A 24,704-nucleotide genomic window follows, 5' to 3' on the forward strand; every position below is an offset into this window, starting at 1 on the left:
GCGGTGGAAGGCTTGATATGAATATACCGTGAATAATTGGAAAATGCGAAACACGCGGCGGCGTGTCCGGGCTGCAGGGCTGCCCATTCGATGGCGTAACCGCGGCTATGTGAAGGCATGGCCCGATGTTGGCCCGGAGGGTCCGGCGGTCCTAGGGCCGCTGGACCGGAACAAACATCCTGGGCTGGTCCTTCCATTCGGGTTCCATTTCCGAGATGGTGTCCCGCATGATCTTCTCCGAGGCCTCGCGGGCTGCTGCGGGGTTTCCGGCGGCGATCGCCTCAGCCACGTCCACATGCCACTGCAGCGCCGCGTCGCGGGGGTGGTCCGGCATCAGGCCGTGCACCGTACGCCCGGTCAGCGTTTCAGTCACCTGGCCCACCATGTTGGCGAACATCTCGTTCCCGGAGCCGGTGAGCAGCAGCGAATGGAAGTGAATGTCCAGCTCCAGGAACCGCGGCACGTCCCCGGCCTGGCCGGCGTCGCGCATTGCATGCGAGACCTCCACGAGTTCGCGGCGGATCTCCTCCGGGGCGTTCATGGCGGCCAGCTCGGCGGCCACGGGTTCGACGGCCGTGCGCAGCTCCGCGAGGGAGCGCAGCTGCGCGCCGCGGCCTTCGCCGGCGAGGCGCCAGCGGATCACCTGTGGGTCGAAGGGGTTCCAGCGGCTGGCCGGCAGCACCCGGATACCCACCCGCTTGGTGGTTTCGACCAGCCCGAGCGACTGAAGCACACGCACCGCCTCGCGGACCACCGAACGGGACACCTTGAGTTCGTCTTCGAGGTGCTCGGCCAGCATGATGTGGCCGGGCGGGAGCTCGCCCGCGACGATGCGGGTGCCGAGGTGCTCGATCGCGAGGTGGTGGAGGGACGGTGACATAGTCGCAAGCATAGTGGGGCGGACGCGGATCCAGCCTCCGTTCCGGCCCGGACAGGCGCCGGCACGCCGGAAATCATAGACTGTTTGTGACGCGCCATATTCCGCCACGTGGGCACTGCTTTCCAGCAACCGGCGGAAATACATATGGTTTATTGACAGCCACTGATCCCAAGAAGACAGTTCCGCCTTCCGCGCGGGACGAACCGCACCTGTCGCACAGAAATGAATTGGAGTTTTGATGTCAGCACACATCGGTGTCACCGGCCTTGCGGTGATGGGGGCCAACCTCGCCCGCAACCTGGCCCGGAACGGCTTCACCGTTGCCCTGCACAACCGGTCCGTCGAGAAGACCGATGCCCTGCTGGCCAAGCACGGCCAGGACGGCGACTTCGTCCGCACGGAAACCCTGCAGGAACTCGTCAACTCCCTGGAGAAGCCGCGCCGCGTGCTCATCATGGTCAAGGCCGGCAAACCGGTCGACTCCGTGATCGAGCAGCTCGAGCCGCTCCTGGAACCGGGCGACATCATCATCGACGCCGGCAACTCCCACTATGAGGACACCCGCCGCCGCGAAGCCGCGCTCGCGGCGAAGGACCTGCACTTCGTCGGCATCGGCGTCTCCGGCGGCGAGGAAGGCGCCCTCAACGGCCCCTCGATCATGCCCGGCGGCTCCAAGGAGTCCTACAACGCCCTGGGTCCGCTGCTGGAAAAGATCGCCGCCCACGTCGACGGCAAGCCCTGCTGCGCCTGGATCGGCACCGACGGCGCCGGCCACTTCGTCAAGATGGTCCACAACGGCATCGAATACGCCGACATGCAGGTCATCGGCGAAGCCTTCGACCTGCTGCGCTCCGGCGCGGGGATCGAACCTGCCGAGCAGTCCAGGATTTTCCAGGAGTGGAACAAAGGCGACCTCGCCTCCTTCCTGATCGAAATCTCCGCCGAGGTCCTCGGCCACGTGGACGCGAAGACCGGCAAGCCGTTCGTCGACGTAGTCGTGGACGCCGCCGGCCAGAAGGGCACCGGCCGCTGGACCGTCATCTCCGCCCTCGAGCTGGGTTCCCCGACGTCCGGGATCGCCGAATCAGTCTTCGCCCGGGCGCTGTCCTCCCAGACGGAACAGCGCAAGCTCGCCCAGGACCTGCTCGCCGGCGGCGAAGCCGACGTCGAGATCCCCGAGAGCTTCGTCGAGGATGTCCGCCAGGCGCTCTACGCCTCCAAGCTGGTCTCCTATGCCCAGGGGCTGGACATGCTCACCTCGGCCGCCACGGAATACGGCTGGGACCTCAAGCTCGACGAGATCGCCTCCCTGTGGCGCGGCGGCTGCATCATCCGCGCCGAACTGCTCAAGGAGATCACCAAGGCCTACGCCGCGGCGGAGAAGCCTGCGAACCTGCTGTTCGCCCCGGCCTTCACCCAGGCGATCGCCGACGTCCTCCCGGCCTGGCGCCGGGTGGTCTCGACCGCGGTCCAGCTCGGCATCCCGGTGCCGGTGTTCTCCTCCTCGCTGGCCTACTACGACGGCCTGCGCCGCAAGCGCCTGCCGGCCGCCGTGATCCAGGGCCAGCGCGACCTCTTCGGCGCGCACACCTATGGCCGCGTCGACGCCGTAGGAACTTTCCATACCCTCTGGGGCGAGGACAAGTCTGAAATTGAGGCAGTGGACACCCACTAGTTCCCCCACCCACGCCGGCGGCCGGGGCTCCCCGTTACTCTGGGAGCACCGGCCGTTGGCGGTATCCCCGGATTCCGTCCCGGCGCTCACGCAGTGTCAGTCACAGCAACCGTTCCCGTCAGCGTCCCAGGAGTGCAGCAGATGACCCAGCCCGTAGCATTTGTCACCGGAGCCTCCACCGGAATCGGTTACGAGACCGCCTGGAAGCTCGCGGCCCGCGGTTTCACCGTCTACGCCGGTGCCCGCCGCGTCGAGAAAATGGAGCCCCTGAAGGCCCACGGAGTGACGGTCGTGGCGCTGGACGTCACCAGCGAGGAATCCATGACAGCCGCCGTCGAACAGGTCCTTGCCGCCCACGGCCGGGTCGACGTCCTGGTGAACAACGCCGGCTACGGTTCCTACGGCTCGCTGGAGGAAGTGGAGCTGGCCGAGGGGCGGCGGCAGTTCGACGTCAATCTCTTCGGACTGGCGCGGATGACCCAGCTGGTGCTCCCCGGAATGCGGACCGCCGGGCGGGGGAGGATCATCAATGTGTCCTCTATCGGCGGACAGATGTATGAGCCGCTGGGTGCCTGGTACCACGCCACGAAGTTCGCCGTCGAGGGCCTGAGCGATTCACTGCGGATCGAACTCAAGCCGCACGGCATCGACGTGTCCATCATCGAGCCGTCCGGAACCGCCTCGGAGTGGGGCGCCATCTCCGGCGACAGCCTGCTGGCCACGTCCGGCCGCGGGCCCTACATGGACCAGGCGAAGGTGGTGGCCGCGGCGCTGGCGTCCACCGTGGACTCAAGCATGTCCACGTCCCCGGACGTCATTGCCGATGCCATCGTCCACGCCGCGACGTCCCCGAAGCCCAAGACGCGCTATCCGGTGGGCAAGGGCGCCCGGGGCATCCTGCTGCTGCGGCGGCTGTTGCCGGACCGGGCCTTCGACGTCGTGATCTGGAACATCTACAAGCGGTTCCCCTCGTAGCGTCCAGCGTCCGCCGGGTGCCGGTTCCGCTCAGATCCGGTATTCGATCAGGTATTCGGCCGGGTCGACGGCGGGCTTGGTCTCCCGCTGGGCGTCCCGGTGCCGCCACGTGGCCGGCACGCCCGTCAGGATCGACTCTGCCGGCGCGTCCTTGACCACCACGGCGTTGGCGCCCACGGCGCTGTCCCGCCCGATGGTGATGGGGCCCAGGACCTTGGCTCCGGCGCCGATCACGACGCGGTCCTCAAGAGTGGGGTGGCGCTTGACCTTGGCCAGGGAGCGGCCGCCGAGGGTCACTCCGTGGTAGATCATGACGTCCTCGCCGATTTCGGCGGTCTCGCCGATGACAACGCCCATGCCGTGGTCGATGAAGAAGCGGCGGCCGATCGTGGCGCCGGGGTGGATCTCGATCCCGGTGCAGAACCTGGCCAGCTGGGAGAGCAGCCGGGCCGGGAAGCGCAGCGCCGGATTCTGCCACAGCCGGTGCGTCAGGCGGTGCGCCCAGATCGCGTGCAGGCCGGGGTAGGCGAAGAAGTTCTCGAAAGAACCCCGGGCCGCAGGGTCGTGCGACCGGGCGGCCTCGAGGTCTTCCTTCAGTCTTGCGAAAAAGCTCACAAAGACCTTTCTACGTAATCTTGGGACAGGGCTGGACTCAGCCGCGGATGTCGTCGTACAGCACGGTGGAGATGTAACGCTCACCGAAGTCGCAGACAATAGCAACAATCAGCTTACCGGCGTTCTCCGGGCGCTTGGCGAGTTCCAAGGCTGCCCAGACGATAGCGCCGGAGGAGATGCCGCCGAGGATGCCTTCCTTGACGCCGAGTTCGCGGGCCACGCGGACTGAGTCCTCGAGGGTGGCGTCGATGACCTCGTCATAGACGTTGGTGTCCAGGATCTCCGGGATGAAGTTCGCGCCGAGGCCCTGGATTTTGTGCGGGCCAGGAGCGCCGCCATTGAGGATGGCGGAGTCCTTTGGCTCGACGGCGATGATCTGGACCTCGGGCTTGCGCTCCTTGAGCACCTGCCCGACGCCGGTGACGGTTCCGCCGGTGCCGACCCCGGCGACGAAGATGTCCACCTTGCCGTCGGTGTCGGACCAGACTTCCTCGGCCGTGGTCTGGCGGTGGACCTCGGGGTTGGCCTCGTTGGCGAACTGCTGGGCCCAGATGGAGTTCTCCGTGTTGGCGACGATCTCCTGGGCCTTTTCCACGGCGCCCCGCATGCCCTCGGAACCGGGCGTGAGGACGATCTCGGCACCGTAGGCGCGCAGCATGACACGGCGCTCGGTGGACATGGTCTCCGGCATCGTCAGGATGACCCTGTAGCCGCGGGCCGCACCCACCATGGCCAGGGCAATGCCGGTGTTGCCGGACGTGCCTTCGACGATGGTGCCGCCGGGCTTAAGGGCACCGGACTTCTCCGCGGCGTCCACGATGGCGACGCCGATGCGGTCCTTGACGCTGTTGGCCGGGTTGTAGAACTCCAGCTTGACGGCCACGGTGGCGTCCAGGCCTTCGGTCAGCCGGTTGAGCCGGACCAGCGGCGTGCCGCCGACCAGCTGGGTAACATCGTCATAGATCCGTGCCATGGGTGTCTGTGCCTGTCTGTTGAAGAGGGAATGCTGAGGTCAGCCTAACGAGGGCCCGCGGGCCCCCGTTAAGAATTAAGCCATGCAGAGTAATATTTCCTGGCCTTGGCCAGCTTCGGATTGATGATCACCTGGCAGTAGCCCTGCTCCGGGAACTTGCCGTAGTAGTCCTGGTGGATTTCCTCCGCCCGGTGGAACACCGGCAGCCGGCTGACCTCCGTCACGATCGGATGCGCCCAGAGCGGCTGGTTCCGTTCGATCGCCTCCTCGAAGAAAATCTTCTCCTCGGTCGTTTCATAGAACATCGAGGAGCGGTACTGCGTTCCGACGTCGTAGCCCTGACGGTTCAACGTGGTGGGGTCGTGGAGGACAAAGAACATGTCCAGGATGACCTCCGCGGGGACGACCTCCTCATCGAACGACACCGCCACCACCTCGGCATGGCCGGTGGTTCCGGAGCAGACTGCGTAGTAGTCGGGGTTGCGGTCATGGCCTCCGGTGTAGCCCGAAACGACCGCGCTGACACCCTTGGTTTTCTGGTAAACGGCGTCGAGGCACCAGAAGCAGCCTCCGCCGAGGACAAAAGTTCTCATGCTCTCTTCAATGGTTGAAGGGCCCCGATGATTCCCGACGTCTGCGGGGCAGACCTGCCTATAGGGTAAAAATGGGGGTATGGAACCTGTAAACACCGACGTTTCAGCTGGCCCTTCCGAAGGAAACGACGCCACCGGCACACGATCCGGCGGCACGCCCGGGACACCCACCCTGGGCATGATCCTGTTGGCCGCCGAGGAGCTCTGGCCCGAATCGCTCGCCGAGGACTGGGACGAAGTGGGCCTCGTGGCCGGCCGCCCCTCCGCCGGAGTGAACAGGATCCTCTTCGCCGTCGATCCCACCCTTGAAGTGATCGAGGAGGCCATCGAATTCGGCGCGGAACTGCTGATCACCCATCATCCGCTGCTGCTCAAGGGAGTCACCTCGGTCGCGGCAACCACCGCCAAGGGCCGGGCCGTGCACCGCCTGATTGAGTCGGGGACCGGGCTGTTGACGGTGCACACCAACGGTGATTCCGCCGTCGGCGGCGTCTCGGATGTCCTGGCCGACGCGCTCGGCCTGCAGAACGTGGCCCCGCTGACCCCGGCCGCCAACGGGCTGCCGGAAGAAGGCATCGGGCGGGTCGGCGACCTGCCGGACGCCCTGACCCTGGGCGAATTTGCTGCCCGCGTCTTCGGCATCCTGCCCTCGGTCGCCGGCGGGGTGCGCGTGTCCGGGGACCGGGACGGGCTGGTCCGCCGCGTGGCGGTCTGCGGCGGCGCCGGGGATTCCCTCTTCGGCGAGGTCCGGGCGAGCGACGCCGACGTCTACGTGACGGCGGATCTGCGCCACCATCCGGCGTCGGAAGCCCGGGAGTCGGCCGTCAACGACAGGCCGTACCTGGTCGACGTTTCCCACTTCGCCAGCGAGTGGCTGTGGCTGCCGGCCGCGGCGGGGGCTCTGGGCAATGTGCTCAGCGACCATGGGCATGACGTCGAGATCCGGGTCAGTACCACCAACAGCGATCCGTGGGACTTCATTCTGACTCCGGGCTAAGCCTGGCGTGCGAGGGGCCCCGGGTGAGCGCAGCGAGGCTGGGGAGTACGCTAGGCGCTAGAGTCTAGGGAGCGCCGAATAGGTGCCCGGCTCCGGCCGGCAGGGAACAAGCGGAGGTAAATAGTGGCCAAGGCAGCACCGGCGGAACAGTTGAAGTTGCTCGAATTGCAGGGACTTGATGCGAAGCTCAAATCCCTGTCCAACCGCCGCCGAAGCCTTGAAAGCGACTCCCGGATCACCGATCTTGAAGCAGCCCTGGGCGTGGCCACCGGTGAACTGGGTGCCGCGAAGGTGGCGGTCCACGACGCCGAACTTGAGCTCAAGCGCGCCGAGGCGGACGTGGAGCAGGTCGCGTCGCGGATTGAACGCGACGAGGCGAGGCTCAACAGCGGCACCGGCCTGTCCAAGGACCTCGTGGCCCTGCAGCGCGACCTGGTGTCCCTGAACAAGCGCCGCTCCGACCTTGAGGACGTGGAGCTGGAAGTCCTGGAGCGGCTGGATTTGCTCCGGCTGCGCCAGGGAAGCCAGCAGCAGATTGTTGACGACATCCAGGGCTCGTTCGGCTCCATCCGCGCCGGGCTGGACGAACAGATCGCGGAGATCGCCGCCGAGGCCACGGTGGTCCGCGGCAAGCGTGCCGCGTTCGCCGAGGGGCTGGATGCCGGATTGCTGGCGATCTACGAGAAGACCCTGGCCAAGCGCGGAGTCGGTGCGGCCCGCCTCTTCCACGGAACCTCTGAGGGCTCGGGCATGCAGCTGAGCCCCGGTGACCTCGCCGAAATCAAGGCTGCGGCCGAGGACGACATCGTGTTCTGCCCGGATTCCGGCTGCATCCTGGTCCGCTCCGCCGAGTGGGCCTAACCACCCACCCGGCTCGCAGTTGTGGCCGTTTGGGCGGGCGTTGTCAGAACGGCCGGAACTGCGAGTTAGTTGGGCAGGATCAGGTTGAGGGTGTGCGGCTTCCGGGCCGTGCCGTCAAGCAGTTCGGCGGTCCACTTCTCGGCAGCCGCCTGCTGCAGCTGGGCGGGAGTCTGCGGCGCCTTGCCCCGGCGGGCCAGCAGGTGCCGGGCGAGTTCGCCCCGGGTGTGCTTCGCGAAGTGGCTGACCACCTTCCGCGCGCCGTTGACCTCGGTGAACACGTTGACGGCGACGGTCTGCGCCGGCGGGGGAGTCCACGCGGCGGCGTAGGTGCTGGAGCGGCAGTCCACCAGCAGTTCGCCTTCCGTGGCGGCCGCGAGGGCCACATTGAGTTGCGGCTTCCAGAAGGACGCCAGGCGTCCGACGTCGGGCAGTGCGGTGCCCATCGACAGCCGGTAGGCGGGCACACGGTCGCCGAAGCGGATGGCACCCCAGAGCGCTGAAATGACCAGTACGCACCCGTCCGCTTTCCTCCGCTGCGCGGGCGTCAGGGAGTTGTAGTCCAGGGCGTCGTACAGCACCCCGGAGTAGACCTGGTGGGCGGGCGCCGCCGGCTCGGCGTGCAGCCGCGTGTTGCGTTCGACGTCGGCCCGCAGCGTGGCGCCGACGCCCAGGAGCGCCAGGGCGTCTTCGTGGGCGCTGACCGTTCCGAGGCCCTCCAGCACCTTGGCCCGGCAGGTGTTCAGCCCGGGGAAACTCAGGGTGGTCCAGTCGACGGCGTCGCCGGCCGTGGCGGGGGTCTTGCCTTCGGAGGGCGGCAGCAGAATCAGCACTGTCCAATCCTAGCGGCGGCCCGCTGCCGGAAGAGCGCAGCCCCGGTGCCCAGGGCCGCGGACTCAGCCGAGGTTGCGGCCGAGGAAGGACAACACCTCGGGCAGGATGGAACGCCAGTAACTGTCGTCGTGACCTCCGGGCTGGAAGCCGCCCTCGGCGGAGCCCGGAAGGTCCGCCCGGTACTCACGGACGGTCGCGGCAAGCCCGTCCCCGGTGCCGCAGTCGATCCGCTTGGGCAGCGCCGCGAGGCGGGGCCGGAGCGCGAACACATCGTGGGCCGCGAAGTCGCCCGGGCTGTCGAAGGCGGTGTCCATGCAGGAGTCGTAGTTCTCCCAGACCGCCGGGCTCATGGCCGCCACGGCCCGGACCCCGGGCAGGTGGCCCTGGGACGCGAGCAGGAGCGAGCCGAAGCCTCCCATCGAGAGGCCGAAGAGGCCGATCCTGCCGAGGTCATAACCCTTGCTGCCGAGGAACGGAACAAATTCCTGTACCAGCATCGCCTGGGTGTCGCTGCCGTCGGCGCGGGGGTGCCACCAGGTGTTTCCGCCGTCCACGGCGGCGAGGGCAAACGGTGCGCCCCCGGCGTCGAGGTGCCGCTGGAGGGCCTTGTGGGCTGCCAATCCATCCAGCAGGGCGGTGTGGCTGCTGCCGAGTCCATGAAGGAACACCGCCACCGGAAGTTCGGGCTGCGTGCCGCCGGGCGGCATTGCAGGTGCGGCCAGCGACCAGTGGCTGGCGATCCCTGGGCGGAAGGCCGAGACGAATGATCCTGTGCTGGTCCGGACCGTCACCGGGCCGGCGGGAGAGGCATGGGACGCCCCCGGCGCGGGCGGGGCCGGTGGCATGGCGCTGTCGGTGCAGGCCGCGAGCGCTGAGGCGCCAAGCCCGATTCCTGCCAGCTCAAGCAGCCGGCGCCGGCTGAGAACGGAATCCTCCATTCCCCGATCATAGGCTCGGCAGCCGGAGGTGTACCCGGACGGGTCCGCGCTGACCGTAGAATGGACAGCGGATGGGTTGACCAGGCGGCCGCGCGTCACGCAAGTGGCTCGAGGAACGTCCGGGCTCCGCAGGGCAGGGTGGTGGGTAACGCCCACTCGGGGTAACCCGCAGGCCAGTGCCACAGAGAACAGACCGCCTGCATGCGGCGCGTGCGTGCACGGGCCGCAGGGCAGGTAAGGGTGAAACGGTGGTGTAAGAGACCACCAGCTTCCCGGGTGACCGGGAAGGCTAGGTAAACCCCACCCGGAGCAAGGCCAGACAGGGCACGTTTGAGGGCTGCCCGCCCGAGTGTCCGGGTAGGCTGCTGGAGGGCGCCGGCAACGGCGTTCGTAGATGGATGGCCGCTACTCCCGCGCTGGCAACGGTACGGGAACACAGAACCCGGCGTATCGGTCAACCCATCCATTCACACCGCAGGGATTGCCCTGCCACCGTTTTCCGCTGCCGAGGGCCTTCTGCCATCGCGGATACGGGCTGACCCGAATGCTTGACATAAACCCTGCGGGACCCGAGACTGCAGGGAGCGTTTCAAGCAACGGTGCAATCAGCGAAATGTTTAGGGGTAACTGTGTCGGACGAGGCAGCATACGACTACGTAATTGCCGGGGGTGGCAGCGGCGGCAGCGTCCTTGCCGGCAGGCTCAGCGAAGACCCCTCCGTCCGCGTCCTTCTGCTCGAGGCGGGCAGATCCGACCGCCATCCGTTCATCCACGTCCCTGCCGGCTTCCCGAAGCTCAAGGGCGGACCGTACCAGTGGGACTACGCGAGCGTCCCGCAAAAGCACAGCAACGGCCGGCGCATCCCACTCGCCCAGGGCCGCGTGCTGGGCGGCGGGGGGTCCATCAATTCCCAGGTCTTCACCCGCGGGGTGGCAGAGGACTATGACAGCTGGGTCACGGACTATGGCTGCGAGGGCTGGTCCGCTGACGAGGTGAACAAGTACTTTGTCCGCTCGGAGTCCAACAGCCGGCTCTCGGCGCCGCACCACGGTACCACCGGGCCGCTCGGAGTCTCCGACCTGCTGCGCCCGCACAAGCTCTCGGCGGCCTTCGTCAAAGCGGGCCAGGAGTTCGGGCTGCCCTACAACAGCGACTTCAACGGAGCCGAGCAGTACGGCGTCGGCTTCTACCAGACCACCACGAAGAACGGCCGCCGGTGCAGCGCGGCCGTCGCCTACCTCCGGCCCGCCCGCAAGCGGCGCAACCTCACAGTCCGCGCCAACGTCACCGTCTCCAAAGTGATCATCAGCAACGGCCGCGCCGTCGGAGTCCAGGCGATCGAAGGCGGCAGCGTGCGGACGTACAGCGCCAGGCGCGAGGTGATTATCTCGGCCGGCGCCTTCGGTTCACCCAAGCTGCTGCAGCTCTCGGGCATCGGCGACCCGGCGGATCTCGCCGCTGCCGGCATTGAGACCGTCCACGCCCTGCCGGGCGTCGGCAAGAACCTGCAGGACCACTGCGACGTCGACATCGTCTACGAACTCACGGACCGCCACAGCCTGGACCGGTTTAGTCAGGTGCGCCCGGCCACGGCCCTGGCCGGCGTCGAATACCTTGCCTTCCGTTCGGGACCGTTCGCATCAACCCTGGTCGAGGCCGGCGGTTTCAGTTACGCGAACAAGGAGGAAAAGACCCCCGACCTGCAGTTCCACTTCCTGCCCGCCGCGCGGGTGGGGACGGCCGCCACGGCATTGAAGCCCGGATTCGGTGCCACGCTAAACTCGTACTTCCTGCGGCCGCGGAGCCGGGGTACCGTCCGTCCGGTGTCCTCGGATCCCAGCAAGGCACCGCTGATCGATCCGAACTATCTCGCCGACGACTACGACCTTGAGATGGCCATCGCCGGGGTGCAGCAGAGCCGCGAGATCATGGAGCAGTCGTCGATGGCGGCGCTCACCAAGGCGGAGCACATCGGCGACGGCAGCCGGGTGGAAACCCGCGACGAGTATGTGAAATTCGTGCGTTCCTTCGGGCGGACCTCCTACCACCCGGTCGGTACCTGCTCCATGGGAACCACCGATGAATCCGTGGTCTCGCCGCGGCTGAAGGTCCACGGACTCGAGGGACTGCGCGTGGTGGACTCCTCGATCATGCCGCGGCTCATAAGTGCCAACACGCAGGCGCCCACGATCATGATCGCGGAAAAGGCCGTCGATATGATCCTCCAGGACGCCCGGTAGGTGGACTAGAGACCGCTGCCGCGAGAGCCCCAATCGTGGACATCGCCCCGGCTCAGCCGGCCCCCAAATCCGTGTGAGTCATTTCACGCACCGCCGGGGGCCGGACCGTGCGGGGCCGCCGGTAGACTGGTGGTGAACGTAGAAGTTCTGCCGCCGGGTCTGCGTTCGCAGCCGGTGGTTTTTCTTTGCTCGACACAGGCGCCCGGGGTGGACCGAATCCCTGCCGGCGCCGAGGTTCCGGACACCCTCCGGCAGCCGACATCCGCATACGACGCCGTATGTGGTGGATTCTAGGAAGGTATTTCTGTGAGCCAGACGTCAGATTCTTGTCTTGATACGTGGATGGGCCGGGAGGCGCTCGCCGAGGCCATGATCCCGGTGATCGGCCGGCTGTACCGCGAGAACAACGTGGTCACGTCCATCCACGGCCGCAGCCTGATCAACAAGTCCACCATGAACATCCTCAAGGCACACCGTTTTGCCCGCCGGATGAGCAAGGAAGAACTGCGTCTTGAGGAGACCGCCCCGCTGCTGGACGCCCTGACCAAACTGGAGCTCGGCGCCGCAGCCATCGACATTGCGCGCCTCAGCGAGAAGTACCGCCTCGAGGGCAACGGCGCCACCCTGGACGCGTTCCTCCGCGAGGAGCTCGCCGACGTTGTCGGCAAGCACGGCCGCGACGACCGCACCAGCACCGACGTCGTCCTCTACGGCTTCGGACGCATCGGCCGGCTCCTGGCCCGCCTCCTGATCGAAAAGGCCGGTGGCGGGCACGGACTGCGCCTGCGCGCCGTTGTGGTCCGGCGCGGCTCGGACAACGACCTCGCCAAGCGCGCCAGCCTGCTGCGCCGTGACTCGGTCCACGGCTCGTTCGAAGGCACCATCACGGTGGACCTCGAGAACGACACCATCACCGCCAACGGCGTCCAGATCCAGGTCATCTACTCGGACAACCCCGCCACGGTTGACTACACAGCCTACGGAATCCACGACGCCCTCCTCGTCGACAACACGGGACGCTGGCGCGACGCCGAGGGCCTGTCCCAGCACCTGTCGAGCAAGGGCGTCTCCCGCGTGCTGCTCACCGCTCCGGGCAAGGGCGACATCAAGAACATCGTGCACGGCATCAACCACGGCACCATCCCCGACTCGGACAGGATCGTCTCCGCGGCCTCCTGCACCACCAACGCCATCACCCCGGTGCTCAAGGCGATCAACGACCGCTACGGAGTGGTGCACGGCCACGTGGAGACGGTCCACTCCTTCACCAACGACCAGAACCTCATCGACAACTTCCACAAGGGCGACCGCCGCGGCCGCTCCGCCGCGTTGAACATGGTGATCACCGAGACCGGTGCCGCCAAGGCCGTGGCGAAGGCCCTGCCGGAACTGCTGGGCAAGCTCACCGGCAGCTCCATCCGCGTCCCCACCCCGGACGTGTCCCTGGCCATCCTGAACCTGAGCCTGGAAAACGGCACCACCAAGGACGAGGTCAACGACTACCTGCGGGAAATGTCGCTGCACTCGGAACTGCGGAAGCAGATCGACTACATCGATTCGCCCGAGGTTGTCTCCACGGACTTCGTCGGCTCGCGCCGCGCAGGGATTGTCGACGGCCTGGCCACCATCTCCAACGATAAAAACCTTGTGCTCTACGTCTGGTACGACAACGAGTTCGGTTACAGCTGCCAGGTGGTCCGCGTCATGGAGGAAATGGCCGGCGTGAACCCGCCGTCGTTCCCCGCCAAGGACGCGGCCGCAATCCTGGAGGCAGCCGGCCTGCCCGTCGAGGTCACGGCCTGACGCGACCTCTGTTAATCTGTTCCATCTTTCCCGGCCGATCCTCTGGAATCGGCCGGGAAAGGGCACCACAATGGTGCAATGGAACAGAACTCGGCTGTGGAGCACGAAACCACACTGGAACACGCCCTGGACGTTGCGCGGCGGAACGTCAAAGAAGCCAAAAGGCTCCTCGACGACGCCCGCGCCAAACACGCGGTCGGTGAGGTCGACGAGGCACGGGTCCAGCAACTCGAATCCCTGATGGCCCTCGCCAACGAAGACCTGGTGCGGGTGACCAGGGAGAACTAGCGGACCCCTTGTCCTCCACACTGTGGACAACGCCTCCGGCGCCGGCTGCCGGTCCTAGGCTTCAGGAGTGGACACAATTTTCCCCGACCCGGGACGCACGGGACCACATCACGCTTCCCGGGCGCCGGGTTGACGCACACATGGCCGGAGTTCCGGCGGGACCGGCGGCGGTCCCGCCAGGCGTGGGCCCTGCTGGCCGCCGCGGCACTCGCTGTCGTCGCGGGTCTCGGTTGGTTTTTCACCGCCGGGCAGTTTGCCGCCGTCGAGCCGCCCGCAGACGGACCCCGAGAAGCGCCGGTGCTGGCGGCCGGCTGGATGAACCCCGTCCCTGCGGTGCGGCACGTGCCACGGGACGCCGCGGCGGCGCTGCTGGACACACTCCCGGTCAAGGGCCGGGCGGGCCGGGACAACTACGACCGCAGCGCCTTCGGCCAGGCCTGGCTGGACGTGGACCGCAACGGCTGCGACACGCGCAACGACATCCTCCGCCGCGACCTTGCGGGCACCGAGTTCGACGCGGACTCCAGCTGCCGGGTGGCCGGCGGAACCTTCCGGGAACCCTACACCGGCCGCCAGCTCACGTTCCGCAGGGGAGCCGGGAGCAGCAAGGCGGTGCAGATCGATCATGTTGTGGCGCTGGGGGATGCCTGGCAAAAGGGTGCCCAGCAGTTGACCGCCGCACAGCGGACGTCCCTGGCGAACGATCCGTTAAATCTGATCGCCGTCGACGGCCCGGCCAACCAGGACAAGAGCGCCTCTGACGCAGCCACCTGGCTTCCCCCGAACAAGGCCTTCCGCTGCCACTACGTCGCCCGGCAGATCTCCGTCAAGGCCGCCTACTGGCTGTGGGTCACTCCGGCGGAGAAGGATGCGATGCACCGGATCCTCGCCACCTGCCCCGGGCAGCAGACGATCGTCGCGGCTGCCCAGTAGCGTCCAGCCGCGGATTTCCACGGGAGCTGGATTCTGCTCGCGCGCGGATGCCCAGGAGCATACGGCGGGACATCACAAAGTCGCCGGCATCCATCAGCGCCGCCCAAACGAGCGCCGCCGGCGTCGGCCGAACCCGGAACCGGACCCGGTGCAACAGGCGGCGCCGGCCGGCACCGGAGGCAAGCAGCACAAAGGCGGCGGTCACCGTGCCGTTCCGCTCCCGGTAGGCGAACACGATCGACCGGCCCGGATCGATCGACTCCACCCGGAAACCGGCGGGCGAGCCGGCGGTCAGGCGCGCGGTGTCACCTTCCTTGAGACGCCAGTCAGGGCGGATTTCGGTGGCGCTGGGCACGCAGCCATTGTCGATGACGTCGTACCTGTACCAGCCGGCGCGGTCCCCGGCCCCCATCTGCTCCAGCCAGGGCCAGACGTCCTCAACAGGGGCTCCGATCGTCACGGCCCGGGTGGCCGACCACTGCGGCCGGGGCAGGATGCCGTCCCCGGGAACCGGGCGCTGACCTCGCCCGCCGTCGCTCCCCAGCGCAGCTGACACGGCCGATAGCCCGCCAGATGCGCCAGCGGTGAGAGCGCGACGATAGCGCCAATGATGTCCGCGTCGACACCATCTGCACCGGCCCATAGTCCCACCGGGGGCGGAGCCGGACAAGGGATCCGTGTCCGCTCAGATGACGGGCCTGACGGGGCCGGCGGTCTCCGGGCCGCCGCGGTCCGCGCCGCCGCCCACCCGGGTCCAGCCCACCCGGGTCCAGCCCAGCTCCACGTCGTGCCGGGCCAGGACCGCCAGGGTTGTGGCCGGCGCCGGTTTCACCGTCCGGGGCCCACGTCGAGGGCCTGGGCCGTGAGCTGCGCCTCCAGCCGTTCGACGTCCTCGCGGCTGCAGAGTTCGGTGGCCACGGTCGTCACCGTGGCGCTTCCGGCGGCGACGGCGGCCCGGAGCGCCTCCTCGAGGGTGCGGCCCTGCGCCAGTCGGAGCACGAAGGCGGCCAGGAAACTGTCGCCGGCTCCCACGGTGCTTCGAACCTGCACCTGCGGCACGGCCAGCCGCATAATCCCGGATTTCGAGGCGAGTACGGCACCCCCGCCGCCCAGGGTCAGGGCGACATGCTCCGCGGAGCCGTCCGCAACCAGTCCGGCGGCAGCCTCGACCTGGCTTTCATCGCTCTCCAGCGTCGTTCCGAAGTGCAGGCCCAGCTCCCGTCGGCTCGGCTTGACCAGGAACACCCCTTCGGCGAGGGCTTCGGCGAGGGCGGGCCCGTAGGCGTCCACGATGCAGCGCGCATCCTGCAGCCGTGCCAGCCGGGCCACCTGGGCGTAAAAATCGTCCGGAACCCCCGGCGGAAGGCTCCCGCTGGCCACGACGTACCCGCCAACCGGAATCGAATCCGCTACGGCCGCCAGGCACAGGCGCCATTCGGGCTCGCTCAACTCGGGGCCCTGAAGGACGAAGCGGAACTGCTTGCCCGTCGCCGCCTCATCGACCGTGAAGTCCTCGCGGGTACTCCCCTGGATCGGCACGGCCAGGGTGGGGACCCGTTCGGCCTCGATGAGCCGGCGGTACGCCTCGCCGGTGGGTCCGCCGGCGGTGTAGACCGCCAGGGTGCGGCCACCGAGGCGCTGCACCACCCGGGACACGTTCACGCCGCCGCCTCCCGGGTCGAACCGGCTGGTGCTGCAGCGGAGCTTGTGGCCGCTGCTGACGTGCTCCGTGGTGGTGCTGACGTCCAGGGCGGGGTTTATGGTGAGCGTGAGGATGGGCTGCATCGGTATCGGTCTGGGGGCTTCCATGGCCCAAGCATAGGAGCATGGCGCTGCCGGTGTCCGGCATGACGCCCCCTTGTGGGCAGCCGGCCGCTCCGGGAGAATGGGCGCGGCAGGACTGGCGACACGTGAGTCCGCCGCAACGAGTGGAACGGGAACCATGGCACATGGCAGGGACGGCGCCGGCAAGTCCGGCTCCGGCAAGGAGAAGTCTGGCGGTAAGGGCGCCAAGAAGAACGCCTCGAAACGCGGCGGGCGGATGCCCCTGAGCGTTTATGAGGCGGAGCTCTTCCGGCTCCAGGCTGAGCTCGTCGCGCTGCAGGAATGGGTCCGCAGCACCGGGGCGCGTGTGCTGGTGATTTTTGAGGGACGCGACGCCGCCGGCAAGGGCAGCGCGATCAAGCGGCTCACGGAGTACCTGAATCCGCGCGTTGCCCGCATTGTCGCGCTTCCGGCACCAACGGATCGGCAGCGGGGTGAATGGTATTTCCAGCGTTACGTGCAGCATCTGCCCGCCGCGGGGGAGATCGTCCTGATGGACCGCTCCTGGTACAACCGGGCCGGCGTCGAACATGTGATGGGATTCTGCACTCCCGCGGACCACAAGCGTTTTATGGCCCAGTGCCCGGTCTTTGAGCGTCTCCTGGTCCAGGACGGCATCCTGCTGTTCAAATACTGGTTTTCGATCAGCCATGCCGAACAGGAACGGCGCTTCAAGTCCCGGCTGGATGATCCGATGCGGCAATGGAAACTCTCCCCGATGGACCGGGAAGCGATTCTCCGCTGGGAAGACTATTCCCGGGCCAAGGACGACATGTTCATGCAGACAGATACTGCCGAATCACCCTGGTACGTGGTCGAGGCGGAGGATAAGCGCCGGGCCCGGATCAACATGATCGCCCATCTGCTCTCCAGTATTGACTACACCGAAGTCCGGACGGAGCAGGTGACCTTGCCGGAAAGGCCCAAGGCCGTCAACTACACGCGCCCGCCGCGGGAGTTGTTCCGGTACGTTCCGGATCACGCCTCGATCCTGCTCAAAGGCAGCGAGGACTAACCCGCCGGGCGGGAATTCCCCCCGACCTCGGCGAGCAGCTGCGGGCCATGTTCCGGGCCCGCGCTGTCCCGGAGCCGAAGGGTGTGGCCCCAGTTCACCAGGCGGGCGAACCGGGGGCGGCGATCCTGGCCGCCGTCGACCGGGAGAAATGAACCGGGGCCCTAGTGTCCGAAGGGGTCCGGGTCCACGCCCGGCATCCATGTCAGGCCGGGGACGCCCCAGCCGCTCTTCCGGGCCTGTTTCCTGGCCTTGCGGGCGTAGCGGTCGATCAGCCGGTTGACGTAGAGCTTGCCGTCGAGGTGGTCGTATTCGTGCTGGATCACCCGGGCGAACCATCCCGTCGCCTCGAAATCAACCGGCTTGCCGTCCCCGTCGAAGCCCTGCACCCGGGCCCACTCCGCGCGCTTGAGCGGGTACTGCCCGCCCGGGAAGGACAGGCAGCCTTCCTCTTCCTCGTCCGGATCCGGCAGCGCCCCGGAAATCTTGGAGAGGGTCAGCACCGGGTTGACGACGGCGCCGGACGGCGGGGCGCCGTCGTCGTTGTCATATTTGTAGATGAACAGCCGTTTGCCCACCCCGACCTGGGGTGCGGCGAGACCGACGCCGTTGGCGGCGTCGTTGGTCTCGACCATGTCGGCGATCAGGGTCCGGAGCTCGTCGTCGAAGGCTTCGACCTCGGCGGCCCGGCGGTGCAGAACGGGCTCGCCCCAGATGGTGATGGGCAGAACGGTCATGTCAGTAAAGTTCCTCTGGTGCTGTGGTGAGCGGCGGGTCAGCCGGCGATGGTGCGGCCGACGACGTCGCGCATGATTTCGTTGGTGCCGCCGAAGATGGTCAGCAGCCGGGCCGCCAGGAAGGCCTGCGCCACGGGGTACTCCAGGATGTAGCCGTAGCCGCCGTGCAGTTGGAGGCAGCGGTCGGTGACGGTTTTGGCGCGTTCGGACGCCCACAGCTTCGCGCGGGCGGCGGAGGCGGCGTCGAGCTCTCCGGCGTTGAAGGCCCGGATGGCCTGGTCCACGTAGGTTTCGGTGACCTCGACCTCGGTGAGGATGTCGGCGAGTTCGAAACGGCTGTTCTGGAAGTCGATGATCCGCTCCCCGAAGGCGTTGCGGTCCTTCGTGTACCGGACGGTGGCCTCGTAGCTGGCGCGGACGACGGCGGAACTTGCCACCGCGATCGCGAGCCGGCCCTGGGGGAGCTGCTCGGCGGCGTACTGCAGGCCCTTGCCCTCCTCGCCGATGAGGTCCGTGTGCGGAACCCGGACATTGTCGAAGAACAGTTCCGCGGTGTCCGAGGCCTTGAGGCCCATCTTGTCCAGCTGCTTGCCGGTGTTGTAGCCCTCGCCCTTGCCGACCATGAACAGGGAGAAGGAGTTGTGGTTCCCGCGGCCGGTGCTGCCGTCGGTGCGGGCCAGGACCAGGGAGGCGTCGCCGGAGACGCCGTTGCCGATGAAGGTCTTCTGGCCGCTGATCAGCCAGTCGTCGCCGTCGCGCACCGCCTTGGTGCGGATGCCGCGGAGGTCCGAACCCGCGCCGGGCTCGGTCCAGGCGATCGAGGTGACTGTCTCTCCCGAGGCCATGCCGGGAAGCCAGCGGCTCTTGAGGTCCTCGGAGCCGTAGGCCAGCAGGTGGGGGAGGACCATGTCATCGTGCAGGTGGAAGGCCAGGCCCACCGCGAGGTGGTTGCTCCTGGCGAATTCCTCGTCCAGCACGGCGCGGAAGCGGTAGTCGTTCATGCCCATGCCGCCGAATTCCTCCGGCACGGCCAGGCCCAGCAGGCCCTGTTCGCCGGCCGCCGTCCACAGCCCGCGGGACATCAGGTGTTCCTCGTCCCACTGGGCGTAGTGCGGTGCCACGGCGCGTGTGTTGAATTCGGCGGCCATCTCACGGAACATTTCGTGGTCTTCTTCAAAAAGCGTGCGCTTCATGGCGTTTCCTTCCGTTCACGGTTCCATGGACCGACAACAAAGGCCGCACCGGATATCCGGTACGGCCTTCGTCCAAGGTCGGTCAATTACTGCCGTCCTTCGTGAGGGTGAGCGACGGGGGTTGAACCCGCGACCTCCTGGACCACAACCAGGCGCTCTGCCAACTGAGCTACGCCCACCATGTGCCCTGCCATGCCCTCCGGCGGACCGGCTGGCTGAAAAGGCAACGACAAACAGCTTACCTGCTCTTCGGGGCTGCTTTTGCCACTTTTCGGGTTTTCGCCAAAATTTTTCCGCAAACGTGGCGCAGATTACTCCCGGCGGCCAGCCGCGGGGCTGGCTGCGGGGTGAGCTGCGAGGTCAGTACAGGCGCTACGGCGCCGGCGTCCCGGAGGGAGCCTCGGAGGTAGCCCCGGCGGTTTCCGGTTCGGCCGCCGCCCCCATGACTTTCCTGGCGATCTGCTGCGCCGTGGCACTGTCCGGCCCCGGTGCGGGGACGAAAACGGCCTCGCGGTAGTACCGCAGCTCGTCGATGGAGTCCTGGATGTCGCCGAGGGCCCGGTGGCCGCCGAGCTTGGCGGGGGACTGGAAGTAGGCCCGCGCGTACCAGCGGCGGGACAGTTCCTTGATGGTGCTCACGTCGATGACCCGGTAGTGCAGGTGCTCCACGACTTCCGGCATTTCACGGACCAAAAAGACACGGTCAGTTCCCACCGAATTGCCGCCGAGCGGGGCCTTCTTGGGCTCAGGCACCCACTTCCGGATGTAGTCCAGGACGATGGTCTGGGCCTCCGCCATGGTCTTGCCGCGGGGGAGCTCCGCCAGCAGCCCGGAGCGGGTGTGCATGTCGCGGACGAAGTCGTTCATCTGCGCCAGCGCGGCGTCATCGGGCTTAATGACGACGTCGACCCCGTCGCCGAGGATATTGAGCTCCGAGTCCGTCACCAGCGCGGCCACCTCGATGAGGGCGTCGTTGATGGAGTCCAGGCCGGTCATTTCGCAGTCGATCCAGACGATGCGTTCATTAGATATAGGCACGCGCCCAGCCTACCGTTTCGTCGCGGCAGGGCGGCCCGATGTTAGGATTTCGGGTACGCGGGCGTTGAAATTTTTTCGTCATCGCGGCGTGCCCCGGGCCGGTTTTACACGGCCGGCAGAGCGCGCAGAAAAGCCCCACAAGAGATTGGACGATCCTGAGATGACGGTGCCTGTGCCTGCGGCGGGGAAAACGGCTGCCGGCACGTCCCCGGCGGCAACTGCTGCTGACGTGGACAACGCCCGTTCACCGCTGCTGGCGGGATTCGTCGGCTCTCTCTTGATGGCGATCGGTTCGTTGGGGGTGGGCTGGCTCGCGCCGGCTTCCGGGCTCCGACGCATACCGCTGTTCATTTGGATGCGTACCGAAGCTGTCGGCGTCGCCCTGTGCATTGTGCTCCTGGCCGTCGGCGGGATGCTGCTCGTCCGCGCCTGGCTCAGGCTCGGCCAGCGCGTGCGGGTCTGGGGGGCGGAGGCCCGCAAAGCCACGCTGCAGGCGGTCGTCCTGTGGGGGCTGCCCCTGATGTTCTCCGTGCCGCTGTTCAGCCGCGACGTCTACGCCTACATCGGGCAGGGCCGCCTGATGGTGGAGGGCTTCAACCCGTACGAAAACGGCATCTCCGCGCTGTCGAACTACTTCCAGCTCGGCGCCGACAAGATGTGGACCGAGGCGCCGGTGCCGTATGGACAGCTTTTCCTTTGGATCGAGCAGTTCGTTGTCTGGTCCACCAACGTGCACCCGGAAGCCAGCATCATGCTGTTCCGCCTCGCCGCGCTGGTGGGAATCGTGCTGTGCATCATCTACGTGCCCAAGCTCGCCGAACTGCACGGCGTCAACCCGCACCGCGCCCTGTGGCTGACCGCCGCCAACCCGCTCTTCCTCACCAACTTCATCGCCAGCGTCCACAACGACGCCCTCATGATCGGGCTGGCCCTGGCCGGGCTGTACTACTGCGCCACCCGCCGGGTCATCCTCGGCCTGGTCCTGGTGACCCTGTCCATCTCGGTCAAGCCCATCACCATCGTCTTCCTGCCCTTCATCGGCCTGCTCTGGGCTGGAAAGAACGCCAGCTGGCCGCGGAAGTTCGTGTTCTGGGGGCTGACCGCCGGGATCAGCCTGGCCCTGCTGTACGCCATGAGCCTGGTCAACGGCTTCGGTTTCGGCTGGATCAACGGCTTCTCCGCCCCGGGCAGCATCTGGATCTGGTACGCCCCGGTCGGGCTGCTGGGCCTGGTGGTCGCTTCCATCTTCAACGCATTCGGGCTCGACGGCTGGGGGCTGGCGAAGTGGGTGTACGACGCCGGCAAGCTGCTGGCGCTCGGCATCATTGGCTGGCAGGTCTTCCGCGGTGACTACGACCGGCTGATACGCCGCCTCACACTGGCGTTCGCGGCCGTCGTCGTCCTGGCCCCGATGATCCAGTCCTGGTACGTCGTCTGGCTTATTCCGCTCTTCGCGGTCACAGGCATCCGCGACGACTGGCAGGTCAAGGCCCTGTACTTCATCGTGTCGTTCTTTATGGTGTACGCGATCTCGGACCAGCTGGAAGTGTTCCCCTATCTGCAGGCAGCGGATCTCGGCCTGGCACTGGCCCTGGCCCGCAACGCCGCCGCGATCATTGCCCTGCTCTTCGCTCTTTACCTGATCTTCCTGGACCCCAAGACCAAGCTGCTGTTCAGCAAGTCCGAGGAACCAGTCACCACCCGCCCGGTTATCTAAGGTTCCGCACGGCTTCGCGGCGGGAGAGCGGGCTGAGCGCCCCGCCGTGCCGCGCCGCGAAGTTCCGGACCCAGTCCGGATCCGTGGCGGAGTAGTCACGCAGGGCCCAGCCGATCGCCTTCCTGATAAAGAACTCGCGGTCGGCCAGGTTCGGTTCGATGACGGCTGCGAGCAGTGCAGGATCCGTCGCGGATTTGGCGCCCAGCTGCGCGGTGATGGCTGCCCTCCGGATCCAGAAATCGGTGTCGGTGCTCCAGCGGCGGAGCACGATGGACATCTCCTCCCGGTGCGTCTGCAGCAGCCCGCAGAGCCGGTGCGAGACCCCGTCCACCAGGTCCCACCAGGCGCCGCTGCGGATGATTTCCTCGTATAGCGGCAGCATGCTCATCTCACCGGCGGCCAGCCTCAGGCCTGTGAGGTCGATGGCCGCGTAGCGTTCCTCCCGCCAGCTGGCGCCGCGCCACAGTTCCAGCACGGTGGACTGCAACTCGTGGAGGGAACCGGGAGGAAGCTCTCTGGCGGCGGCCTTCGCGATCCGCCGGACCTCAGGAACCCGGACCCCCAGCGAGGGCATCTCGGACTTCAGGTAGGCCTGCGCCCCCGCGGCCCGGGCCGGATCGGCGGCAGCCCGCAGCCCCGATCGGATTGCGGACATGAGCTCAGCGTTGGCCATGGGGCAACTTTAGCCACGCTCCGGCTGGCCCTAAAGTTGAAGGTATGTCGATGATCAAGAGTCCCGCCGAGATTGCCCTGATGCGCGAAGCCGGCAGGGTGGTGGCAAACACGCTGGAACGCGTCCGGGAGGCCTCCGCCGTCGGCGTGTCCCTGAAGGAACTGGACGGGCTGGCCGCGGCGACCATTGCCGCCGCCGGGGCGACGCCGGCCTTCCTGGGTTACAAGCCGCGGTGGGCTTCGGTGCCTTTTCCCGGGGTGATCTGCACGTCCGTCAACGATGCCGTGGTGCACGGCATCCCCACCGACTACCGGCTCCAGGACGGCGACCTCCTGAGCGTGGACTGCGGGGCGTTCCTCGAAGGCTGGTGCGGGGACGCTGCGATCAGCTTCATTGTGGGCACGGCCGACCCCGCGGACCAGGCCCTGATCGACGCCACCGACGCCGCCCTGGCCCGCGGCATCGAGGCTGCCCGGATCGGGAACAAGATGGGGGACCTGGGCTACGCGATCGGCGGGGCGTCACGCCGCGCCGGCTACGGGCTGCTGGCGGACCACGGCGGCCACGGGATCGGCAAGACCATGCACGCCGAGCCGCACGTTCCCAACGAGGGCCGGCCCGGCCGAGGCATCAAGCTGACAGAGGGGCTGGTCATCGCGATCGAGCCGATGCTGATTCTGGGCGGCAAGGACGACTACTTCCACGACGACGACGAGTGGACCCTCCGCTCGGACAGCGGCCGCCGCGCGGCCCACAGCGAGCACACCGTGGCCATCACGAAGGACGGGCCGGTCATCCTGACCCTGCCGTAGGGGCCTGACCCTGCCGTACGGGACGGTGGCGGCGCCGCGCCGGAATGCACCGGAGGGACTGGACTGGACTGGACGGACGGCACCGGACGGACGGGGCAGTGCCGCTGTTCCGGGTGCCGTCACGCGGACGACGGAACGGCCGGGCACCGCGTCGCTGACCACGTCGAAGCCGGCCGCCAGGAAAAGACCCAGGATCCTGGATAGCAGCCGCGGGGACCGACGGCGCACCAGGGCGAAGAACCGGCTCCAGCCGCGCGACGGCTCGCCGCGGATGCCGAAGGGACGCTCAACGTCGGGCCAGTCCGCCGCGGCGGTGGTCAGGGCTCCCTGCCCCCGGAGGTGCGCATCACCCCTCGGTAAGCGGTCAGCTCCTGCCGATGTCAGCGCGTGCGCGTCCCCGCTCCGGCCGGCCGGCTGACGCGCTGACGATGCGCGGCGAGCCGGAGCTGAATGATGCGGACGGCCCCGGCGATGGCGACGAGCACCCCGCCGCCGACAGCCGCGATGAACAGGGCAATGCCCAGCGGAACGGAGCCTTCGAGGCCAAAGAATTTCACCAGCACATAATCCTGGTTCTGCAGGATGAAGGCGATCAGCAGGATCAGCACCACCAGTCCGCTGGCAACTGCGGCCCAGACCATACCGGCACGGGTCACCTGGCGCGGTTCCGGGGCAGGTGCCGGCGTTTCGGGCGCCTCAGCAAGGGGAGTTTCCCCGTTCGGTGCCGGCGTTGCGGCTGCTGGAGCTCTGGAAACCATAGCGGTGCCCCCTGCCGGGCCTGCGTTCTGGTAGTCCCCCTCGGCGGAGCCGGACGGGACGTCAGCCGCCCCCGGGTGCTGGTCGGACGCCCCGGGGTACTGGTCGGAGAGCGACGCGTCGTTGGGATCGCGGGGGTCAAATCCGCGGGGTGTCTGGGTCATGGCGGCCGTACCTTTCAGTTGCGGGCAGGGCGCGCAGGCTGCCCCTGGTGTCCTGCCTGTCCACTCCATCCTAAGAGTTCTGACGGCGAACGGGCTCATGCGGGCGGAGGGCGCGCTGCAGCAACCTTGAGGACCAGGAAAAGGTTGAGTCCGGCGGCATCCATGTGTTCCGCGGG

General features: G+C 67.5%; 25 protein-coding genes, 1 tRNA gene and 1 other RNA gene. 12 read left to right on the plus strand and 15 right to left on the minus strand.

The features are described 5' to 3' along the window. Window positions 1–151: 151 nt before the first annotated feature. Entirely contained in the window at window positions 152–880 is a 729-nt protein-coding gene (locus tag ACZYX4_RS11350) for a FadR/GntR family transcriptional regulator (protein WP_463875895.1), read from the minus strand. Window positions 881–1,118: 238 nt separating this feature from the next. Here ACZYX4_RS11350 and gndA point away from each other — a divergent pair, with 238 nt between their 5' ends. Both gndA and ACZYX4_RS11360 read left to right on the plus strand, forming a co-directional pair. Next, window positions 1,119–2,555, plus strand: a complete 1,437-nt coding sequence (gndA, locus tag ACZYX4_RS11355) for an NADP-dependent phosphogluconate dehydrogenase (RefSeq protein WP_463875897.1) — start codon at window positions 1,119–1,121, stop codon at window positions 2,553–2,555. Between the two features lie 141 nt (window positions 2,556–2,696). Beyond that, window positions 2,697–3,530 carry an oxidoreductase gene (locus tag ACZYX4_RS11360; protein ID WP_463875899.1) on the plus strand — a complete coding sequence of 278 codons (834 nt, stop codon included), beginning with the start codon at window positions 2,697–2,699 and terminating at the stop codon, window positions 3,528–3,530. 30 nt (window positions 3,531–3,560) lie between these two features. On the opposite strand, the gene epsC is transcribed toward ACZYX4_RS11360, so the two are convergent. From epsC to msrA, 3 genes are all read right to left on the minus strand, one after another. Continuing rightward, a complete protein-coding gene (gene epsC, locus ACZYX4_RS11365) occupies window positions 3,561–4,145 on the minus strand; it encodes a serine O-acetyltransferase EpsC (protein WP_463875901.1) in 585 nt (194 codons plus the stop codon). Window positions 4,146–4,182: 37 nt separating this feature from the next. Then, window positions 4,183–5,118, minus strand: a complete 936-nt coding sequence (gene cysK / locus ACZYX4_RS11370) for a cysteine synthase A (RefSeq protein WP_463875903.1) — start codon at window positions 5,116–5,118, stop codon at window positions 4,183–4,185. 68 nt (window positions 5,119–5,186) lie between these two features. Then, window positions 5,187–5,711 (minus strand): peptide-methionine (S)-S-oxide reductase MsrA, encoded by a 525-nt coding sequence (msrA, locus tag ACZYX4_RS11375; protein ID WP_463875905.1) that lies wholly within the window; start codon window positions 5,709–5,711, stop codon window positions 5,187–5,189. A gap of 79 nt (window positions 5,712–5,790) precedes the next feature. On the opposite strand from msrA, the gene ACZYX4_RS11380 reads away from it, so the two are divergent. Both ACZYX4_RS11380 and ACZYX4_RS11385 read left to right on the plus strand, forming a co-directional pair. Further along, a complete protein-coding gene (locus ACZYX4_RS11380) occupies window positions 5,791–6,708 on the plus strand; it encodes a Nif3-like dinuclear metal center hexameric protein (RefSeq protein WP_463875907.1) in 918 nt (305 codons plus the stop codon). 123 nt (window positions 6,709–6,831) lie between these two features. Then, window positions 6,832–7,569, plus strand: coding sequence for a zinc ribbon domain-containing protein (locus ACZYX4_RS11385; RefSeq protein ID WP_463875909.1), 738 nt, complete (start codon window positions 6,832–6,834; stop codon window positions 7,567–7,569). A gap of 65 nt (window positions 7,570–7,634) precedes the next feature. Here the strand turns inward: ACZYX4_RS11385 and ACZYX4_RS11390 are convergent, their stop codons facing one another. Together ACZYX4_RS11390 and ACZYX4_RS11395 are read right to left on the minus strand one after the other, a co-directional pair. Continuing rightward, window positions 7,635–8,399 (minus strand): YaaA family protein, encoded by a 765-nt coding sequence (locus ACZYX4_RS11390; RefSeq protein ID WP_463875911.1) that lies wholly within the window; start codon window positions 8,397–8,399, stop codon window positions 7,635–7,637. Between the two features lie 63 nt (window positions 8,400–8,462). Then, entirely contained in the window at window positions 8,463–9,338 is an 876-nt protein-coding gene (locus ACZYX4_RS11395) for an alpha/beta hydrolase (RefSeq protein ID WP_463875913.1), read from the minus strand. 72 nt (window positions 9,339–9,410) lie between these two features. Between ACZYX4_RS11395 and rnpB the strand changes: the two genes are divergently transcribed. The 5 genes from rnpB (at window position 9,411) to ACZYX4_RS11420 (ending at window position 14,602) form a co-directional block, all read left to right on the plus strand. Continuing rightward, window positions 9,411–9,804: RNase P RNA component class A (gene rnpB, locus ACZYX4_RS11400), an RNA gene on the plus strand. Between the two features lie 163 nt (window positions 9,805–9,967). Beyond that, window positions 9,968–11,578 (plus strand): GMC family oxidoreductase, encoded by a 1,611-nt coding sequence (locus tag ACZYX4_RS11405; RefSeq protein ID WP_463875914.1) that lies wholly within the window; start codon window positions 9,968–9,970, stop codon window positions 11,576–11,578. 306 nt (window positions 11,579–11,884) lie between these two features. Then, window positions 11,885–13,381 carry a glyceraldehyde-3-phosphate dehydrogenase gene (locus ACZYX4_RS11410; protein ID WP_463875915.1) on the plus strand — a complete coding sequence of 499 codons (1,497 nt, stop codon included), beginning with the start codon at window positions 11,885–11,887 and terminating at the stop codon, window positions 13,379–13,381. Between the two features lie 78 nt (window positions 13,382–13,459). Next, the gene (locus ACZYX4_RS11415; protein ID WP_463875916.1) at window positions 13,460–13,669 is read left to right on the plus strand and encodes a hypothetical protein; all 210 of its coding nucleotides are present in this window, start codon (window positions 13,460–13,462) and stop codon (window positions 13,667–13,669) included. 129 nt (window positions 13,670–13,798) lie between these two features. Then, window positions 13,799–14,602 carry an HNH endonuclease family protein gene (locus tag ACZYX4_RS11420; protein WP_463875918.1) on the plus strand — a complete coding sequence of 268 codons (804 nt, stop codon included), beginning with the start codon at window positions 13,799–13,801 and terminating at the stop codon, window positions 14,600–14,602. On the opposite strand, the gene ACZYX4_RS11425 is transcribed toward ACZYX4_RS11420, so the two are convergent. From ACZYX4_RS11425 to ACZYX4_RS11435, 3 genes are all read right to left on the minus strand, one after another. Beyond that, window positions 14,520–15,158 carry a hypothetical protein gene (locus tag ACZYX4_RS11425; RefSeq protein ID WP_463875920.1) on the minus strand — a complete coding sequence of 213 codons (639 nt, stop codon included), beginning with the start codon at window positions 15,156–15,158 and terminating at the stop codon, window positions 14,520–14,522. The genes ACZYX4_RS11420 and ACZYX4_RS11425 overlap by 83 nt on opposite strands. A 129-nt stretch (window positions 15,159–15,287) precedes the next feature. Next, window positions 15,288–15,434 carry a hypothetical protein gene (locus ACZYX4_RS11430; RefSeq protein ID WP_463875922.1) on the minus strand — a complete coding sequence of 49 codons (147 nt, stop codon included), beginning with the start codon at window positions 15,432–15,434 and terminating at the stop codon, window positions 15,288–15,290. Further along, window positions 15,431–16,411: a 1-phosphofructokinase family hexose kinase gene (locus ACZYX4_RS11435; protein ID WP_463875924.1), complete on the minus strand. Its 981-nt coding sequence runs from the start codon at window positions 16,409–16,411 to the stop codon at window positions 15,431–15,433. Before ACZYX4_RS11435 ends, ACZYX4_RS11430 begins: the two co-directional genes overlap by 4 nt. Before the next feature lie 133 nt (window positions 16,412–16,544). Here ACZYX4_RS11435 and ppk2 point away from each other — a divergent pair, with 133 nt between their 5' ends. Next, window positions 16,545–17,441, plus strand: coding sequence for a polyphosphate kinase 2 (gene ppk2, locus ACZYX4_RS11440; RefSeq protein ID WP_463875926.1), 897 nt, complete (start codon window positions 16,545–16,547; stop codon window positions 17,439–17,441). A 161-nt stretch (window positions 17,442–17,602) separates the two neighbouring features. Here the strand turns inward: ppk2 and def are convergent, their stop codons facing one another. The 4 genes from def to orn form a co-directional block, all read right to left on the minus strand. Then, entirely contained in the window at window positions 17,603–18,175 is a 573-nt protein-coding gene (def, locus tag ACZYX4_RS11445) for a peptide deformylase (protein ID WP_463875928.1), read from the minus strand. Window positions 18,176–18,213: 38 nt separating this feature from the next. After that, window positions 18,214–19,368, minus strand: a complete 1,155-nt coding sequence (locus tag ACZYX4_RS11450) for an acyl-CoA dehydrogenase family protein (protein ID WP_463875930.1) — start codon at window positions 19,366–19,368, stop codon at window positions 18,214–18,216. Between the two features lie 106 nt (window positions 19,369–19,474). Next, a tRNA-His gene (locus ACZYX4_RS11455) sits at window positions 19,475–19,547 on the minus strand. Between the two features lie 193 nt (window positions 19,548–19,740). Beyond that, window positions 19,741–20,364 (minus strand): oligoribonuclease, encoded by a 624-nt coding sequence (orn, locus tag ACZYX4_RS11460; RefSeq protein WP_463876163.1) that lies wholly within the window; start codon window positions 20,362–20,364, stop codon window positions 19,741–19,743. A 202-nt stretch (window positions 20,365–20,566) separates the two neighbouring features. On the opposite strand from orn, the gene mptB reads away from it, so the two are divergent. Then, window positions 20,567–22,123, plus strand: coding sequence for a polyprenol phosphomannose-dependent alpha 1,6 mannosyltransferase MptB (mptB, locus tag ACZYX4_RS11465; protein WP_463875932.1), 1,557 nt, complete (start codon window positions 20,567–20,569; stop codon window positions 22,121–22,123). Here the strand turns inward: mptB and ACZYX4_RS11470 are convergent. After that, on the minus strand, window positions 22,116–22,796 hold the full coding sequence (locus tag ACZYX4_RS11470; protein WP_463875934.1) for a DNA alkylation repair protein: 681 nt from the start codon (window positions 22,794–22,796) through the stop codon (window positions 22,116–22,118). The genes mptB and ACZYX4_RS11470 overlap by 8 nt on opposite strands. Before the next feature lie 44 nt (window positions 22,797–22,840). Between ACZYX4_RS11470 and map the strand changes: the two genes are divergently transcribed. Beyond that, window positions 22,841–23,608: a type I methionyl aminopeptidase gene (gene map / locus ACZYX4_RS11475; protein ID WP_463875936.1), complete on the plus strand. Its 768-nt coding sequence runs from the start codon at window positions 22,841–22,843 to the stop codon at window positions 23,606–23,608. A 380-nt stretch (window positions 23,609–23,988) separates the two neighbouring features. Here the strand turns inward: map and ACZYX4_RS11480 are convergent, their stop codons facing one another. Next, a complete protein-coding gene (locus tag ACZYX4_RS11480) occupies window positions 23,989–24,528 on the minus strand; it encodes a LapA family protein (protein WP_463875938.1) in 540 nt (179 codons plus the stop codon). Window positions 24,529–24,704: the final 176 nt, after the last annotated feature.

It is taken from the genome of Pseudarthrobacter leeuwenhoeki, assembly GCF_055412885.1.

Excerpts from the sequence above, each read along its gene's own strand:
- ACZYX4_RS11380 (WP_463875907.1), top strand. The coding sequence starts at position 5,791 with ATGGAACCTGTAAACACCGACGTTTCAGCTGGCCCTTCCGAAGGAAAC.
- mptB (WP_463875932.1), top strand. The coding sequence starts at position 20,567 with ATGACGGTGCCTGTGCCTGCGGCGGGGAAAACGGCTGCCGGCACGTCC.
- map (WP_463875936.1), top strand. The coding sequence starts at position 22,841 with ATGTCGATGATCAAGAGTCCCGCCGAGATTGCCCTGATGCGCGAAGCC.
- ACZYX4_RS11470 (WP_463875934.1), bottom strand. The coding sequence starts at position 22,796 with ATGGCCAACGCTGAGCTCATGTCCGCAATCCGATCGGGGCTGCGGGCT.
- ACZYX4_RS11450 (WP_463875930.1), bottom strand. The coding sequence starts at position 19,368 with ATGAAGCGCACGCTTTTTGAAGAAGACCACGAAATGTTCCGTGAGATG.
- orn (WP_463876163.1), bottom strand. The coding sequence starts at position 20,364 with ATGACCGGCCTGGACTCCATCAACGACGCCCTCATCGAGGTGGCCGCG.
- ACZYX4_RS11395 (WP_463875913.1), bottom strand. The coding sequence starts at position 9,338 with ATGGAGGATTCCGTTCTCAGCCGGCGCCGGCTGCTTGAGCTGGCAGGA.
- cysK (WP_463875903.1), bottom strand. The coding sequence starts at position 5,118 with ATGGCACGGATCTATGACGATGTTACCCAGCTGGTCGGCGGCACGCCG.
- def (WP_463875928.1), bottom strand. The coding sequence starts at position 18,175 with ATGACCGTTCTGCCCATCACCATCTGGGGCGAGCCCGTTCTGCACCGC.
- msrA (WP_463875905.1), bottom strand. The coding sequence starts at position 5,711 with ATGAGAACTTTTGTCCTCGGCGGAGGCTGCTTCTGGTGCCTCGACGCC.
- ACZYX4_RS11480 (WP_463875938.1), bottom strand. The coding sequence starts at position 24,528 with ATGACCCAGACACCCCGCGGATTTGACCCCCGCGATCCCAACGACGCG.
- ACZYX4_RS11415 (WP_463875916.1), top strand. The coding sequence starts at position 13,460 with ATGGAACAGAACTCGGCTGTGGAGCACGAAACCACACTGGAACACGCC.
- ACZYX4_RS11435 (WP_463875924.1), bottom strand. The coding sequence starts at position 16,411 with ATGGAAGCCCCCAGACCGATACCGATGCAGCCCATCCTCACGCTCACC.
- ACZYX4_RS11350 (WP_463875895.1), bottom strand. The coding sequence starts at position 880 with ATGTCACCGTCCCTCCACCACCTCGCGATCGAGCACCTCGGCACCCGC.
- gndA (WP_463875897.1), top strand. The coding sequence starts at position 1,119 with ATGTCAGCACACATCGGTGTCACCGGCCTTGCGGTGATGGGGGCCAAC.
- ACZYX4_RS11360 (WP_463875899.1), top strand. The coding sequence starts at position 2,697 with ATGACCCAGCCCGTAGCATTTGTCACCGGAGCCTCCACCGGAATCGGT.
- ppk2 (WP_463875926.1), top strand. The coding sequence starts at position 16,545 with ATGGCACATGGCAGGGACGGCGCCGGCAAGTCCGGCTCCGGCAAGGAG.